Consider the following 15,450-nt stretch of genomic DNA (forward strand, 5'->3'; position numbering starts at 1 on the left):
GACACTATTCGTGTGCATGAGCGTATCAAACGATTGAAGGGGATTTTGCGATGAATGATCAAGTTTTGGAAATTGTCCGTGGTAGTGGTAACGCGTTTACTGATTTTGGTTATCCCAACGCTGAAGTTGAACAATTAAAAACCTTATTAGCTGCCGAGATTATCGGCGTTCTTGATGATCAAGGGTTTAGTGTGCGGAAAGCTGAAGATTTAACTGGTATTGCTGCCGCTGACTTTTCGCGTATCCGCAAAGTGAAGCTAGATCGCTTTACTATTGACCGGCTAATGACAATTCTTAAACGCCTCAATCAAGATATTGAGGTGCGCGTGACTGTCCATCCCCGTCAGGCAAGTGTGGAAGCAGTGCCGCTTTTGTAAGTTCTGGCAGGCTTTTTCATACGATTTTCTTCCGCTTTCTCAGCCCATATCCCGCAATAAAGCCTGCACCGCCGGTAATTCCAGTTTGCCGGTGTGGTGGTGGATGATTTGCCCTTGGGGGTTGATCAGGAAGCTGGTGGGGGTGTAGGGGATGCCGCCGAAGCCGGTGTTGATTTCGGCATTGGGGTCCAGGGCGATGGGGTAGGGTAGCTGTTTTTCGGTGGCGATGGCCAGTACCCGGTTGGGTGGGTCGTAAGGCATGGCGACGGCGATGATGGTCAGGCCTTGCTGGTGCAGGGTGACCAGATCGGGTATTTCCGCCAGGCAGCTTTGGCAGTCGCTGGCCCAGAAGGTGATCAGCACTGGCTTACCTTTGAATTGGTTCAGGCTGAGGCTTTGGCCGTTGATGGTTTTAAAGCTAAGTGCCGGTGCGGATTTGGGGGTCGTTGCCAGCGTATAGCTGAGCGCCAGACCTAGCCCGATGGCGGCGCAGATCAGTGCATATTTGGCGATTTTGGGCATTAGACAGGCGAAGGTGGCGGCGGTTGGCGGCTGAAAAGTAAGGCCGAATTGTGTGGGGTGATTATAGCAAAGCTGCTAAAATGGGCTAAAGTTAATGCTGTTAGGTTTTAAGCGGTAGAGGACATTGTTGAATCCTGGTTTCCCTGCTTTGATAAAGGCTGCGCTGCGAATTCCTCGATTCCACTGCGTTGCATCGAGGCCACGTTGCTTGCGTTGGTTTTTTGCAAAGCCGAATGTCGTCATCTAATTATGACTGTCGTTTGATAAATGGCGATCTGATTGGTCAATGTTGTATTAACCCTTCATCTTTGAGTGTCATGAAAAAAATACTGGTTTCCGATAAGCTGGCCGAAGACGGCATCAATTTTCTGAATAGCCGGCCGGGTTTGCAGATTCATTTGCAAACCGGATTGAGCGAAGATGCTTTGTGTGAGCTGATCCCGGATTTTGATGCCTTGCTGATCCGCAGCGATACCCAGGTGACCGCCAGGGTGTTAAAGGCCGCCCCGCGCTTACAGGTGATAGGCCGGGCCGGTATTGGGGTAGATAATGTCGATCTGGCGGCGGCGCTGGAACAGGGTGTGATCGTTATGAATACCCCGGATGCCAATGCCGTGACCACGGCAGAACTGGCGCTGGCCCATCTGTTTTCCTTAAGCCGCAATCTGCCGCAGGCCAATCAGTCAGTAAAAACCGGCAAATGGGAACGGGCCAGATTGATGGGCAGCGAAGTGGCGCATAAAACCCTGGCGGTGCTGGGTTTCGGCACCATAGGCCGGATTGTGGCCCAGCGCGGTTCAGGTCTGGGGATGCGGGTGATAGGATTTGATCCGTTTGTGGCGCCGGAGGTATTTGCCGCGCACGGTGCCGAGCCGGTGGATTTAGCAACTTTACTGAAACAAGCCGATTATCTGACCTTGCATTGTCCATTAATCGAAAAAACCCGTCATATCATCGGCGCTGAGCAACTGGCGCTGATGAAAAAATCGGCGCGGCTGATCAATTGCGCGCGCGGCGGTCTGGTAGATGAAGCCGCTTTGTATCAGGCTTTAAGCAGCGGTCGGCTGGCCGGGGCGGCGCTGGATGTTTATGAACAGGAGCCGCCCAAAGACTCGCCATTGCTGAGTCTGGATAACGTAGTGTTTACCCCGCATCTGGGTGCTTCCACTAACGAGGCTCAGGTGGCAGTCAGTGTGGAAATCGCCCGCCAGGTAGTCAAGTTTCTGCAAACCGGCGAAGCCGTCAACGCCCTGAATCTGCCCCGCTTATCGGCAGAAGAATTAAAACTGGCTCAGCCGTTTATGCATCTGGCCCATATACTCGGCAAAGTGCTGGCCGGCTGGATCGACCAGCCCTTAACCCGGCTGGAAGTGGCGGTATTTGGCCAGGCGGCCCAGGTCAAGATACGCCCGGTGTCAGCCGAAGCCCTGGTTGGGCTGTTGGCCGGGCAGATGTCCACCCCAGTGAACCGGGTTAATGCGGAAAACATCGCCAAGCGCCAGGGGATTACCCTGGTCGAGTCGCAATCCAATGTCTCGACCGGCTATCAGTCGCTGATCAGAATCACCGGCACCAGTGCCGGTAACACCATTAGCCTAAGCGGCACGCTGCTGGGTGATCAACATGCCCGGCTGGTAACGATCAATCAATATGAAATTGAAGTAGTCCCGGAAGGCGTGTTGCTGATTACCCGACATGATGACCGGCCCGGCGTCATCGCCGCCATCAGTTCGATACTGGGCGCCGCGCAAATTAACATCACCCGCATGCAGGTCAGTGTTGCCGATCAGCAGCAGACCGCCATGATGGTGATTAGTGTATCCAATCCTTTAACCCCAGAATTGCTGAAAGCCGTGCAGGCGGTTTCGGCGGTACATACCGTGAGGCAAATTGTATTATGAGTTTTCAGATAGTCTGTTTTGATTGCGACAGCACCTTGAGCCGCATTGAAGGCATAGACGAACTGGCCCGGCGTAAGGGCATATTTGCCGAAGTAGCAACTCTGACCGACCGGGCCATGAACGGAGAATTGGCCCTGGAAGACGTTTATGCCCTGCGCCTGGAAATGATCCGTCCCGATCAAGCCGCCATAGCCTGGGTGGCAGACTTGTATATCAAAGAACTGGTCGCCGGCGTCGAGCAAACCATACAGGCCCTGCAGGCCGCCGGCAAACAAATACATATCATCAGCGGCGGCTTGCGTCAGGCCATCTTACCCTTGGCGGCACATTTGGGCATCCCGGCTGAGCAAGTACATGCGGTGGATGTGGAATTTGATCAGCAGGGCGACTATCTGGATTTTGCCCGCCACTCGCCGCTGGCGGTCAGCGGCGGCAAAGCCCAGGTGTGCCGCAAACTGCGCCGGAGCTGGCCGGAGCTGGTACTGATAGGTGACGGCAAGACCGATCTGGAAGCCAAGCTGGCCGGAGCCTATATGATAGGTTTCGGCGGAGTGGCGGCCAGACCGCTGGTGCAGGCCCAGGCCGACGTATTTGTAGCCGGCCCCAGTCTGGCGGATGTTTTGCCGCTGGTGCTGGGCTAAGCTGCACAACGCCAATATTTTTTATCTGCCGATATTGGCGTATTCAAATACTTTGAGTATACTTGATAGCGTAAAAAATTGAGTAATCCACAAATCTGTAAAAAGCTGCTTGGATTGCTTATCTTCTAGCTTTAATGCTTGTTCTTTTTTGTATATCCTGTACCGATGCGGCTGCCTCACAGCTATTTGCTTGCTGAGTGACAGGACCTAAGCCCGCTAGAGTTAGCCGGGCTGTTTCAACCGATATGATCTTGACCAAATAGTTTGCCGGCTGGCAGGCTAATCATGCTGTTTATCATTTACTTAAGTAAAATATGTCGGATCAAAAAAAAGCTAACCCAGCATTTGCACAGGGCTTGGATCAGCTGAGTCTGCAGCATCAAAAACAGCGTAACCTTGACTTGCTGAACAGGCATGCTCCAACCGCTATTGCCATCTTTGATTGCAATATGCATTACCTGTCTGCCAGCGCCCGCTGGATCAGTGACTACCATATCCAAGGTGAAGTGCTGGGCCAGTCGCATTATCAGGCGGTAAACAATCTTTGCGGAATCTGCAAGGATTACCACGACCGGGCTTTGGCCGGCGAGACCATCACCACCGATAATTTTCTACTGGAGATGCCGGATGGAGACACCCGCTGGTTGCGTATGGAGATGGAGCCCTGGTATCAGGATAATGGCGCTATCGGCGGCATCGTGATTTTCTCCGAGGATAATACCCGGCAAAAAAATGCCGAGCTTGCCGCCGAAATCAGCCGTTCAAAATTACTGGCCGCCCTGAGCAGCATGAATGATGCCGTGTACATAGCCAATGAACAAGGGCAACTGGTTGATTTTAATGAAGCCTTCGTTAGCTATCACGGCTTTAAAAGCAAGGCAGAGTGTCCGGACAAGATAAGTGATTATTCAGCAATTTTAGAAAAAATCGGCGCCGACGGCAAAATCATACCCTGGGCGCAATGGCCGGTATTCAGAGCGATGCGTGGCGAGACAGCAACCGGCGTTGAATACAGGCTGCGTCATAAAGACAGAGGTCAAACCTGGATAGGCAGTTATAGCTTTGCGCCGCTGCGCAATAGCGATGGCCTGATTATTGGCGCACTGGTTAGCGCCCGCGATGTCACCGAACAACATCAGATGGGTCAGGAGAACCACGCCAAGCGTCTGGAGCTGGAAGAAGCCCACCGGCATCTAGTGGTGCGCCAGACTGCCGCCGCCATTGCCCATGAATTAAATCAGCCACTTAACGCCATAGTCAATTATACTAATGTAGCATTACAGATTCTGGAAACCGGCTGCCACAATAGCCAAAGCCTGGCATACGCCCTAACCCAGGCCGAACAACAGGCGCAACGGGCTGGGCGAGCCATGCACGAATTAATGGCCTTGTTGTGTAAAAACCAGAGTGTCACAGAATCACTGAATATAGCGGCCATCATGGCCGATGCAGTCGACTTTGTGATCGGCAACAACGCCCATGGCCGGCCCGTATTCCTGATCTGGCAAATAGCGCCGGGATTAGCGCCGGTGCAGGGTAACCGCCTGCAGATTCAAAAAGTGGTAGTCAATCTGATTGCCAATGCCATACAGGCCATGCAGGGCATGGCACCGGAGCAGGCAACACTGATATTAAGCGCCCAAACTTTGCCGGGGGACAGCACCCTGCAGCATGTACGGGTCAGCGATACCGGCCCAGGCTTAAGCCAAGCCCAGGCCGAAGAGGTTTTTCAACCGTTTTTTTCCACCAAAGCCAGCGGCTTGGGAATGGGGCTGGCGATTAGCCGGACGATAATAGAAGCCCATGGCGGTAAACTCTGGGTGGAATCCAGCCCTGGGGCTGGCGCCCATTTTCATTTTACCTTGCCGATTGCACAATTAATTTAACAGCCAGAGTTTGGCTAAACCCCTGCGGCAATTGGGCCGCCCAGCCTGACCGTCGCAAGCTGGCGTTAAGCAGGTCATGGACAATAACACTGATGCTAAGTGAACATCATGCAAAAACGATCTGATCAACAAAAAGCCCAACTGTTTGAGAGTCACTACAATGCCGCCCAATTCAAGTCTAGCGGTGATGGGCTTAAGTCGGATAATGCCGCCGGTATTAATGCCGATAACCTGTCAGTGCCAGGGGTGGTAAAGATTTTAGAGGGGCAGGAACAGGCCAAACTGCAGCACTTAAAACAGCATAACCTTAATTTACTCAACAATTACGCCCCGGCTGCCATTGCCATATTTGATCGCAATATGCGTTATTTATCGGCCAGCGCCCGCTGGATCAGTGATTTTAATATTCAGGGCGAAGTGCTGGGCCAGTCGCACTATCAGATATTTACCAACCTGTGCAGCGCTTGTATAGATTATCATCGCCGGGCTATGGCCGGGGAAATCATCACCGCAGACAACTACCGATTTGAGATGCCCAATGGTGAAGTGCGCTGGTTGCGTCTGGAAATGGGACCCTGGCGTGAGGAAAACGGCGAAATCGGCGGCATAGTTATTTTTACCGAAGACAACACCCAACGCAAAAAAGCCGAGCTGGAGTCCGAAGTCAGCCGGGCCAAATTACAGGCGGCGTTAAGCAGCATGCATGATGCCGTGTATATCGCCAATGACCACGGCGAAATGATCGACTTTAATCAGGCTTTTGTGTCGTTTCACCGCTTTCAATCCAAAGCGGACTGCCCGCTGCATTTTGCCGAGTATCGAACCGAATTAGATGTATTTTTGATGAACGGCGAACCGGCCAGACGTGAACAATTGCCGGTGGCCAGAGCCTTGACCGGGGAAGCGGCCAGCGGCGTTGAATATACCCTGCGCAGTAAGCGCACCGGTGAAACCTGGATAGGCCATTATAGTTTTGCCCCGATACACAACAGCGCCGGCCAGATTAGCGGAGCCGTGGTCAATGCCCGTGATATTACCCAGCAGCGCAATATGGAAAAGCTGATCCAAATCAAACGCATCCAGCTTGATGAAGCCAATCAGCATTTGCTGGTGCGCCAAACAGCGGCAGCGATTGCTCATGAACTTAACCAACCGCTGGCTGCCGTGGCCAATTACACCAGTGTCGCTTTACACATCCTGGAAACCGATACCCAGAATTTGGAAACCCTGCGATATGCCTTAACCCATGCCGAACAGCAAGCCCAACGGGCCGGGAAAGTCATGCATGAATTAATGGCTTTGTTGTACAAAAATCAAAGTGAGAAAGAGCCATTGGATATGCCTGCCGTCATGGCCGAAGCTGTCGAGATTGCGCTAGGCAATTGCGGCAGTTGCCGACAGCCGCAGCTGATCTGGCAAATTGAGCCGGCGTTGTCACCGGTATTGGGTAATTATCTGCAAATCCAAAAAGTGGTGGTTAATCTAATTGCTAACGCCATACAAGCCATGCAAAGCATCGATGCCGCCCAAGCCACCCTGGTACTAAGCATCGCCGGCTTCGTAGAGGATGCAGCCCTACAGCATTTTTGTGTCAGTGATAGCGGCACAGGCTTAAGCCAGAAAGCGATAAATGAGGTTTTTCAACCGTTTTATTCTACCAAAGCCACCGGCCTGGGCATGGGTTTGGCCATTAGCCGGACCATTATAGAAGCCCACGGCGGCAAACTTTGGGCAGAGTCCAACCCCGGAGCCGGCGCCAGTTTCCACTTTACCCTGCCGGTGACAAAATAGGATTAGATGTCAACAAAGAAATAAAAAACCAACATCGCAGTAAAGAATAAAATCCCACTTAAAACTTCAATAATCAGTTTTTTTGTTCGTCTTCTTAATCTCATAAATATGGGCAAAAAATAGCAGTTATATTTAGATAAAATTACTTTTTACTCAAAACCTAGAATAACGACTTTCTATGCAGTAAAAGGTTCACAATTATCCTTCGCCAGCTACCAAAAAAATTGCAGCAGCATAGCCTTAAATTTTTTCAGCACAAGCTAAGGGTGGTTGTTGTGATGGTTGATAATGACGACTTTACCGTCCCTGGTTTGTTAAATAGCATTCATCCATTAGTATGGGCAGCTGTTTTCAGGGGACCAGCCCCCACATAGCCATGATGGCATAGCTTAGGCGCAGGGCTACTTGGAAATCACATCCCCCATGTCAAATAGCACTAACGCAAAAGATAAGTTTATCATGCTGCTGGTGTTTTAACCAGTCAACCAGGCCGATACCGGTAATTGCAAAGAGCTGGATAAGTTTGGTGCAATAAGCAACACCAAAATCTGGTGTCCATCATCTATCCACAAATATTGTAATGAAATAAATGGTTGCTGGCAAGCTAAGCTGAGTATTTTTTAGCCAAGAAATAAACCGGATAACTGTGAGTTCAATTTGATTTGTCGGATGGTGTAAAAAAATTGCAGCAGGGCAGTCCTGGCAAGTTTTCAGTTACGCCAATGCCGGCTCGTGCTAACTTGTTAACTGCTGGTATCAGGTCTTCCATCAGCCATATAGCCTGTTATTTTAGTTCAGTAATGATACAGCTTGATTACAGATAGCAATCAGCAGCACAGACCAGATTTAAGTTTCTGGCCAATTGGTAAGAATTGACCGGGGCCATACCCAAAATTTTGCCGGTTTTAATGATGGCTTGGGTTGCAGATAACCGTATCTTATAGGTGCGTTTTATTAACATGATTTACTGCCGATATCGTTAAAAGTATTTGATACCAAACTGGCGGTATTTATTCGGCTTACCCGCAACACCGCAACAACTTTATACAAACCACCAGAATAACCAGTAAAACCACAGCAGAGAATCCGTATTACTACTGAGTAAAACTACTCAGTATTGCAATTGCCGCAACTTGCAAATCCGGGTCGGCATGGTAGCCTAATGCACTGAGCTATAACTGATACCGATGCTACCGAATTGGCACACCATGCAAAATATATCTGATCAACAAAATGCTCAACGGGTTGAAGCGAACTTAACCGCATCCGAGTCAGACCTCGCGGATGTTGTTAAAGATAATGCCGCTGGTTTGCCCGGCGCAACCACTGATAACCAGACAATGCCGGGGGTGGTGCAGATTTTAGCCGGCTTGGAGCAGGCCAAGCAGCGGGACATAAAGCAGCACAATATTAATTTGCTAAATAAATATGCACCGGCCGCAATCGCCATTTTTGATCGCGACATGCATTATTTGTCAGCCAGCGCCCGCTGGATCAGCGACTTCAATATTAAGGAAGAAGTGCTGGGCCTGTCACATTACCAGGTGTTTCCCAATATCAGTGACTTATGCCGCAGTTATCATCAGCGAGCTTTGGCCGGGGAAATTATCATCACCGATAACTTCCGCTTTGAGATGCCGGATGGCGCAGTCCGCTGGGTGCGGCTGGAACTGGGGCCGTGGATTGATGATGATAGCGCTATCGGCGGCATCGTCATTTTTACCGAGGATAATACCCGTAGTAAAACCGCTGAGCAGGAAGTGGAACTGGGTCGGACAAAATTACAGGCCGCCCTCAGCAGCATGTATGACGCCGTGTTTATTGCCGATGAACACGGCACCCTGATAGATTTTAATGAAGCCTTTGCCGTCATGCATGGTTTTAAAAACAAAGCCGAGTGCCCGGTCAAATTGAGCGATTATCCCGCCATTCTGGAAAAAATCAGTGCAGACGGTGAGGTCGTGTCGCCCCAGCAATGGCCGGTGTTTAGGGCCATGCGCGGCGAAAAACACAGCGGTATCGAATACACAGTGCGGCGTAAAGACACCGGCTTAAGCTTGATAGGCAGTTATAGTTTTGCCCCGCTACGCAATGGCGACGGCCTGATTACCGGTGCAGTGGTCAGCATCCGTGATGTCACCCAGCAGCGGCGTATGGAGCAACTGATCGACACCAAGCGGGGGGAGCTGGAAGAGGCCGGCCGCCATTTCCTGGCCCGCCAGACTGCCGCGGCCATAGCCCATGATCTGAATCAGCCCTTGACCGCAGTCAGCACCTATACCAATGTGGCCTTACAGGTTTTGGAAACCGATAGCCAAAATCTGGAAACCTTGCGTTACGCCTTGACCCAGGCCGAACAGCAGGCACAGCGGGCCGGTAAAATGATGCACGAACTAGTAGCTTCGCTGCAAAAAAACCAAAGTGTCTCAGAGTCCATCAATATAGTCGACCTGCTGATTGAATCAGTCGAAATCGTAGTCGGAAAGGGCGGTTACGGATTACGCCCGCATCTGCACTGGCAAATTGCCCCGGCTCTGCCGCCGGTATTGGGCAACCATTTGCAAATTCAAAAAGTCGTGATCAATCTTATTTCCAACGCCATCCAAGCCATGCAGGATATAACGCCGGCTCAAGCCAAGTTGACCATCAGCGCCGAAATCCAGCAGGCTGATGCAGCCATGCTGCATATCTGTGTCAGTGATACCGGCATAGGCTTAACAGAGGCAGAAGTAAAGGATGTTTTCCAAGCATTTTACTCCACAAAAGCCACCGGCCTGGGCATGGGCCTGGCGATTTGCCGGACAATAATAGGCGCACACGGCGGCAAACTCTGGGCAGAGTCAAAGCCAGACACCGGCGCCAGTTTCCACTTTACCTTGCCGATTGTTAAATAAATTTAGGGCCGGGTAGTTCGAATAACATCCAGCATCTGAGTATTTATCCCTAAGCAGTTAACCGGATTGTTAGCTGTTAGTATATTGTGTTTAATTGAGCTGAGTAAAAGCGTCGTTATTGATTTATCAAAACTATTTATCGCAACGAAAAATACTTGGGGGTAGCCCTAAGCCTGCGCCCTTGCCGCCTACGGGAATCCAGGTAATGATGACCGTGGCTGTGAATAGCGTGCGGAATCGACGATCTGATATTTTGCAATCGTTATACGCCTTTACTTAGCTTGGTTGTCAATTTGCAGCCTGTGCCTATCCACTTCTCGAAAGTGTATGTAATGGATTTATTACCTTGTGTCTATCTGGTTGAAGATGACGCTGCCGCGCGTGATAGTCTGGAGCTACTCATTAATCGTACTGGTTTGGCGGTAACCGTTTGCGCAAGTGTTGGTGAGTTTTTGCCAGCGTATCAGCCCGGTCGACCCTGCTGCCTGGTGTATGATATTTTTATGCAGCACATGAGTTGCGCCGAGCTGCTGGCGGAGCTTATTCACCATAAAATATCCCTGCCGGTTATTTTTCTGATTAATTATGAAGATGTGCACATGATGACGCAGGCAACATCACTCTGCCCGGTTGATTTTATGATCAAACCTGTTCAACCAGCGCTATTATTAAGCCAAATACAAACCCTAATAGCCGCAGAAAAAGCCCGGCACTGATGGTCTAGAAGTCGATCCATCCTATTGAGACGAATATCCGCTAGGATGCACTGAACGCAGTGAAGCGCACCAATAGCGCACCATGCGCCTGCAGAATCGGCACATCCAGGCGCTACCGCGAGTAATCCACCAAATTGCGGTTGATTGCAGCGTTTAAGCCCATTGACTGGCATCGGCTAGTCCAGCTGTACCGGTTTTTCAGCAAAAAAAATCGAGCTGTTGAAAAAATCGGCTGATTGAGTTTTGGCAATCAAAGTCAGAGCTTAGACCTTAATCCAGGCTAAAAACCGCTCCCGGCCGCTTGGTGCTAGGCTGAAATCATTTGCAAATCCAAAAAGCCGTGTTAAATTTAGGTATAATTAGTTATGCAAATTACGCAGGGCATAGGTGCGATAATTTAAATTGGCATGATCTAAACCAACCTTGTCGCACGGTCACTTAGACATATGTCAATCATCGTGTTTATTGGTCATTATAATATAAGCCTACAGACTCGTCCGTGTTGCCGCCTCAAGGCTACCCTGAATAGGTCCTTATTTTTTAACCTGCTGTTTTGCGTACATGGATATGTACAGTTCGGCGGATTCACCCGCAGCCACAGGCTGGCAAAGTAAATAATTTTTGGCATTTATGTTGGCTTGCCTGGTTCTTTTGGCAAGTTTGCTATAGCCCAATATTAAAAATAATTAAGTAACTATTCAACTTGATGAAATGCAGTGTGCGAGGGATTCGCCTACATCCTTGCTACCGGGTTGCTGCACATCATAGTTATGCTGAAAGTTACCTGTTTCCAACTATCCGATTATTGTCCAAAGTCTAAGCCGGGCCACATTGCCTGAGTGCTGTGCCGGATAGTCATCTGAGTTTGTTTTCTGTCTAATCCTGGGGGCTATATGAAAATCCTATCTAGTACAGTTGAGCAGCAGTTGCAGCCAAGCTGCAAACCCAGCTCAAAAATCTTAACCGCTCAGCCTGAGGCTCGCGGCGAATATCCAAATTCACAGCTTAATAAGGCGGGTATCCCGCTAACAGCAGTTACCCAGTTTTGCATAGTTTGAAGGGTATTAAATGGATTTATTACCTTGTGTCTATGTAGTTGATGACGATCCGGCCGTGCTGGATAGTCTTAGTCTGTTGATCAAAACGGCCGGATTGGCGGTTACTACCTTTGATAGCGCCCAGGCATTTCTAAGTGCATATCGTCCGGATCAGCCGGGCTGCCTGGTGTTGGATATCAACATGCCGGGCATGAAAGGCACAGATTTACAAGAAGAACTGATCCACCGTCAGTGGCTGTTGCCTATTATTTTCTTGACCGGTTGCGGCGATATTCCTACCACCGTTCATGCCATACAGGCCGGGGCCGTGGATTTTTTAACCAAACCGGTAGATGCCAAGCAGTTGCTGGCGCGTATCCAGGCCAGTATTGTCCAGGATGTACTGCGTCATGAACGCCAAGGGCATGGTGCCGAGCGGGATTTAAGCAAGCTGACGGCCCGTGAACTGGAAATTGCCCGGCTGTTAAGCAAAGGCACTTCCAACAAAGAAGTTGCCCGGATTCTGGACATCAGTCCACGTACTGTGGAAAATCATAGAGCCAGAGTCATGGATAAAACCGGCGCAGCAAACCTGATTGAGCTGGCACATTTAATAGAAAATCTGCCGCCTGAGCGCAATTAACCCGCTAAGCCGCAAACCCTAGGGCGTAATAGGCGAGCGGTATTGTGCCGGATACTCCTGGTAGTCGACCAATCTTATTTTGACGGATATGGCGTAGGATGCGCTGAACGCAGTGATGCGCATCAATCGCGCACCATGCGCCTGCAGAGTCGGCACAGCCTCTGGGGTTGCCGTCAAACCAATGTTGGTCAACCACTGGCAATTACCCTTGCCAAGCGCAAAATAAGTATTTATACTCAGTGCTAATACGGATTGTTAATTTTAATTATTGTGATTAAAGTTAAACACAGATCAAGCCTTTTTATAAGGAATACTGGATGTAATCGCCGGATTTATAGCTGATATCAAGCTGCAATAAATATTTTTTTTAAGCTGTAAAGGATATTTGGAGATGATGATGCTATCAATAACCTCGACTAGAATCCGGCTGAGTATTTTAAAAGCATTGATCCGGCTGGGGCGTTTGTTCAAACTGACCCCGCTGCAGACTTACAGGTTTGCCAAGTATTTTAATCTGGTAAAAAATTCCGATATATATTTGTAAATGTTTGAATAGCTGCAGACGCTTCTACTCTGCCGGCTTTATGAATATAGTTAAACACGCACTCATGTGCGTTTTTTTTTGCCCAAAAACTTCGTTGTTAACCCCACTCCTGCTTATCCCTATGTCATCTGAGTAGTATTACTCAGGGCTGGTGCGGATAGTAAATTTTGATAATTAATGTATTATTTTTAATAATCAATAAAAACAGTTTTATATCAAGTAAAAAACTCGGCCTAAGCTTATGGCTGTTTGAATTAAAACTCAAACAAACCAGGCTGGCCGGGTATATTTCCATATATTGAAAAAACGCACTCCGGTGCGTTTTTTTTGCCGTAAAACCCGTGTAGTTAATCCCGTCTGTTTATCCCTATATACCCTGAGTAGTATTACTCAGGGTTTGAGCGGATAGTAAATATTGAGAATTTCTATATTATCTAGCCATACCTTAAAAACAAGCTTAAACAAAACCAGATTTAAAAAGTTTTTAAGGTACAAAAGCTGAAATGAACCAATCGCTGTATTTTTACTAACAAGAAAACATAAATAATAATAAATGTTTAGTATTAGGAGAGTGTCATGTTCTCACATAACCCACATAAAATCCGTCCCGCCTTACTAGGCACTATTGTCACCATGAGTGCAATAATGGGACTAGTCCCGCTGACAGCAATAGCCTGTTCAACCTATTATGTCGCCACCAACGGCAATGACGGCAATGTCGGCTCTTTGACCAAACCTTGGCAACATATCGCCACTGGCGGTTACCGCATCAAAGCCTGCGACACCTTATATGTACGCGGCGGTGTTTATAACGAAGATCTGGTCATCTTAAATCAACCTGAATCCGTGTTCAGGCTCGCATAATAACGCATAAGCCAATGATAAATAAGGTATAATATAGACTTTCTGTGTTCACCCAATTTGATTATGGCACGTTTTAAGCTAAAAGAATCCAAGAAGGAACTGACTTCCTATGCCGGGCTGTCGTTAATCGGCCAATGCCTGGAAGCCATCAATGTCGAAGCGGTGGTGGATGGACAAATTCCGGTATCCCAAGGGATTAAGACCTCTGATTTATTGAAAACGATGGTCGGTCTGTTATGTATAGGCAAAAGCGATTTCGAAGCAGTTGAACCGTTTCGTGAGGATCGTTTTTTCAAGAAAGCATTGGATGTACGCAAGGTTCCTGGCAGTGTCTGGCTGCGGCAACGGCTTGATCGTATCAGCGGTAAGCTACTGGAACCGTTGGACGAATGTTCGATTCGACTCATTGAGCGAATACAAGCCCCGATCACACCCCATAAAGGTTACGTCTGCCTGGATTTGGATACCTTCGTCATGGATCAGAGTGGCACCAAGAAGGAAGAGGTCAGCCGAACCTATCAAGGTGTGGATGGTTATACGCCGGTTGCGGCGTATATAGGCAATGAGGGCTGGTGTGTCGGCTTGGAGTTACGCCCCGGTCGCTGGCATTCATCGCTGGAGATTGATTATTTTTTAGAGCGGCTATTTCCTCGCGTTGAGCGTTTGGTTGCACCGACTTTACCGGTACTGCTTCGCAAAGATTCAGGGTTTGATAGCGCCAAGCTGTTGTTTGCCATCGCCGATGAGAAAGTGCGCTGGGCGGCTATGGATCGGTGCTTTGACTACTTGGTCAAATGGAATCCCAGAAAACAGGACAAAACAGCTTGGGTCGAAAAAGCACAAGCAGCCGGAGCCTTTGTTGAAAAACGACCCGGTAAACGGGAAGCGTTAATGACGTTGATCGTAGAACGCGCCTGGAAAAAACAGATTCGTCATTTCAGACTGGTCATACGGGTCATTGAGCGCACCACGAATAAACATGGACAGATGCTGTTGTTGCCGGAGGTAGAACTGGAAGGTTGGTGGACAAGTCTGGAGGAAGCGGAGGAAATGGTCATTGAACGCTATCGCGATCACGGTACACATGAGCAATTCCATTCGGAATTCAAAACCGACCTGGATTTGGAGCGGTTACCCTCAGGTAAGTTTGAGACCAACGACTGCCTGTTGAGAATGGGCATGCTGGCCTATAACTGCTTGCGGCTGATTGGTCAACTGGGCTTGACGGGTCACTTGGCACCGATACGCCATCCTGCAAAACGTCGGCGGTTACGAACCGTGCTGCAAGAAGTCATGTATCGAGCCGCTCAGGTCATCCATAAGGCCCGGCAATGGTGGCTTGATTTGGGGCACGATTCGCCAGTCGCTAAAGTATTCGCTTTTTTGCAGGAGCGATTGGTGGTACAGCCTGGCTTTGCATCGGGATAATCCTGGGAAACAGAAACGGAAACGCAAGGTTTGAGCTGATTCTCAGGATTGAGAAGAGGATTGCTTGTCTGGATGTCTGGTTTTTCACTCGTGGAGAGCGGCAAAGCCGGAGAAACGTGGGATTTTTACCGTCAGGGGGTTGATGGGCGGCAGTTAAGCTGTGATGGGGGAACGTTATTTTTTAAAAAAAGCGTAAAAAACGCAGT

Annotated in this window: 13 protein-coding genes; 10 read left to right on the plus strand and 3 right to left on the minus strand. The window is 49.2% G+C overall.

Going from position 1 to position 15,450, the window contains the following annotated elements:
* The first annotated feature begins 50 nt into the window (after positions 1-50).
* Positions 51-377: a helix-turn-helix domain-containing protein gene (locus tag KEF85_RS06135; protein ID WP_215584074.1), complete on the plus strand. Its 327-nt coding sequence runs from the start codon at positions 51-53 to the stop codon at positions 375-377.
* Between the two features lie 39 nt (positions 378-416).
* Here KEF85_RS06135 and KEF85_RS06140 read toward each other — a convergent pair whose 3' ends face one another.
* Both KEF85_RS06140 and KEF85_RS06145 read right to left on the minus strand, forming a co-directional pair.
* Positions 417-899, minus strand: a complete 483-nt coding sequence (locus KEF85_RS06140; protein WP_215584076.1) for a TlpA disulfide reductase family protein — start codon at positions 897-899, stop codon at positions 417-419.
* 75 nt (positions 900-974) lie between these two features.
* Positions 975-1,142 (minus strand): hypothetical protein, encoded by a 168-nt coding sequence (locus tag KEF85_RS06145; protein ID WP_215584078.1) that lies wholly within the window; start codon positions 1,140-1,142, stop codon positions 975-977.
* Positions 1,143-1,216: 74 nt separating this feature from the next.
* On the opposite strand from KEF85_RS06145, the gene serA reads away from it, so the two are divergent.
* From serA to KEF85_RS06165, 4 genes are all read left to right on the plus strand, one after another.
* Complete coding sequence (serA, locus tag KEF85_RS06150; RefSeq protein ID WP_215584080.1) at positions 1,217-2,800, plus strand: phosphoglycerate dehydrogenase; 1,584 nt, start codon at positions 1,217-1,219, stop codon at positions 2,798-2,800.
* Positions 2,797-3,441 (plus strand): HAD-IB family phosphatase, encoded by a 645-nt coding sequence (locus KEF85_RS06155; RefSeq protein WP_215584081.1) that lies wholly within the window; start codon positions 2,797-2,799, stop codon positions 3,439-3,441. The genes serA and KEF85_RS06155 overlap by 4 nt, the downstream gene beginning before the upstream one ends.
* A gap of 314 nt (positions 3,442-3,755) precedes the next feature.
* A complete protein-coding gene (locus tag KEF85_RS06160; RefSeq protein WP_215584083.1) occupies positions 3,756-5,327 on the plus strand; it encodes an ATP-binding protein in 1,572 nt (523 codons plus the stop codon).
* A 108-nt stretch (positions 5,328-5,435) separates the two neighbouring features.
* Entirely contained in the window at positions 5,436-7,118 is a 1,683-nt protein-coding gene (locus tag KEF85_RS06165; RefSeq protein WP_215584085.1) for a PAS domain-containing sensor histidine kinase, read from the plus strand.
* An 814-nt stretch (positions 7,119-7,932) separates the two neighbouring features.
* Here the strand turns inward: KEF85_RS06165 and KEF85_RS06170 are convergent.
* A complete protein-coding gene (locus tag KEF85_RS06170) occupies positions 7,933-8,079 on the minus strand; it encodes a hypothetical protein (RefSeq protein ID WP_215584087.1) in 147 nt (48 codons plus the stop codon).
* 247 nt (positions 8,080-8,326) lie between these two features.
* On the opposite strand from KEF85_RS06170, the gene KEF85_RS06175 reads away from it, so the two are divergent.
* From KEF85_RS06175 to KEF85_RS06195, 5 genes are all read left to right on the plus strand, one after another.
* Positions 8,327-10,012, plus strand: a complete 1,686-nt coding sequence (locus KEF85_RS06175; protein WP_215584089.1) for an ATP-binding protein — start codon at positions 8,327-8,329, stop codon at positions 10,010-10,012.
* 332 nt (positions 10,013-10,344) lie between these two features.
* Complete coding sequence (locus tag KEF85_RS06180; RefSeq protein ID WP_215584091.1) at positions 10,345-10,728, plus strand: response regulator transcription factor; 384 nt, start codon at positions 10,345-10,347, stop codon at positions 10,726-10,728.
* A gap of 1,068 nt (positions 10,729-11,796) precedes the next feature.
* On the plus strand, positions 11,797-12,408 hold the full coding sequence (locus tag KEF85_RS06185) for a response regulator transcription factor (RefSeq protein ID WP_215584093.1): 612 nt from the start codon (positions 11,797-11,799) through the stop codon (positions 12,406-12,408).
* 1,120 nt (positions 12,409-13,528) lie between these two features.
* Positions 13,529-13,816: a hypothetical protein gene (locus tag KEF85_RS06190; RefSeq protein WP_215584095.1), complete on the plus strand. Its 288-nt coding sequence runs from the start codon at positions 13,529-13,531 to the stop codon at positions 13,814-13,816.
* A 63-nt stretch (positions 13,817-13,879) separates the two neighbouring features.
* Positions 13,880-15,244: an IS1380 family transposase gene (locus KEF85_RS06195; protein ID WP_215580090.1), complete on the plus strand. Its 1,365-nt coding sequence runs from the start codon at positions 13,880-13,882 to the stop codon at positions 15,242-15,244.
* Positions 15,245-15,450 lie beyond the last annotated feature (206 nt).

It is taken from the genome of Methylomonas paludis, assembly GCF_018734325.1.
In the GTDB taxonomy this organism is placed as follows: Bacteria; Pseudomonadota; Gammaproteobacteria; order Methylococcales; family Methylomonadaceae; genus Methylomonas; species Methylomonas paludis.

Bases quoted from the DNA above. Each gene is read 5' to 3' on its own strand.
- KEF85_RS06175 (WP_215584089.1), top strand. From the start codon at position 8,327: ATGCAAAATATATCTGATCAACAAAATGCTCAACGGGTTGAAGCGAAC.
- KEF85_RS06195 (WP_215580090.1), top strand. From the start codon at position 13,880: ATGGCACGTTTTAAGCTAAAAGAATCCAAGAAGGAACTGACTTCCTAT.
- KEF85_RS06170 (WP_215584087.1), bottom strand. From the start codon at position 8,079: ATGTTAATAAAACGCACCTATAAGATACGGTTATCTGCAACCCAAGCC.
- KEF85_RS06155 (WP_215584081.1), top strand. From the start codon at position 2,797: ATGAGTTTTCAGATAGTCTGTTTTGATTGCGACAGCACCTTGAGCCGC.
- serA (WP_215584080.1), top strand. From the start codon at position 1,217: ATGAAAAAAATACTGGTTTCCGATAAGCTGGCCGAAGACGGCATCAAT.
- KEF85_RS06135 (WP_215584074.1), top strand. From the start codon at position 51: ATGAATGATCAAGTTTTGGAAATTGTCCGTGGTAGTGGTAACGCGTTT.
- KEF85_RS06185 (WP_215584093.1), top strand. From the start codon at position 11,797: ATGGATTTATTACCTTGTGTCTATGTAGTTGATGACGATCCGGCCGTG.
- KEF85_RS06190 (WP_215584095.1), top strand. From the start codon at position 13,529: ATGTTCTCACATAACCCACATAAAATCCGTCCCGCCTTACTAGGCACT.
- KEF85_RS06145 (WP_215584078.1), bottom strand. From the start codon at position 1,142: ATGACGACATTCGGCTTTGCAAAAAACCAACGCAAGCAACGTGGCCTC.
- KEF85_RS06140 (WP_215584076.1), bottom strand. From the start codon at position 899: ATGCCCAAAATCGCCAAATATGCACTGATCTGCGCCGCCATCGGGCTA.
- KEF85_RS06160 (WP_215584083.1), top strand. From the start codon at position 3,756: ATGTCGGATCAAAAAAAAGCTAACCCAGCATTTGCACAGGGCTTGGAT.
- KEF85_RS06165 (WP_215584085.1), top strand. From the start codon at position 5,436: ATGCAAAAACGATCTGATCAACAAAAAGCCCAACTGTTTGAGAGTCAC.
- KEF85_RS06180 (WP_215584091.1), top strand. From the start codon at position 10,345: ATGGATTTATTACCTTGTGTCTATCTGGTTGAAGATGACGCTGCCGCG.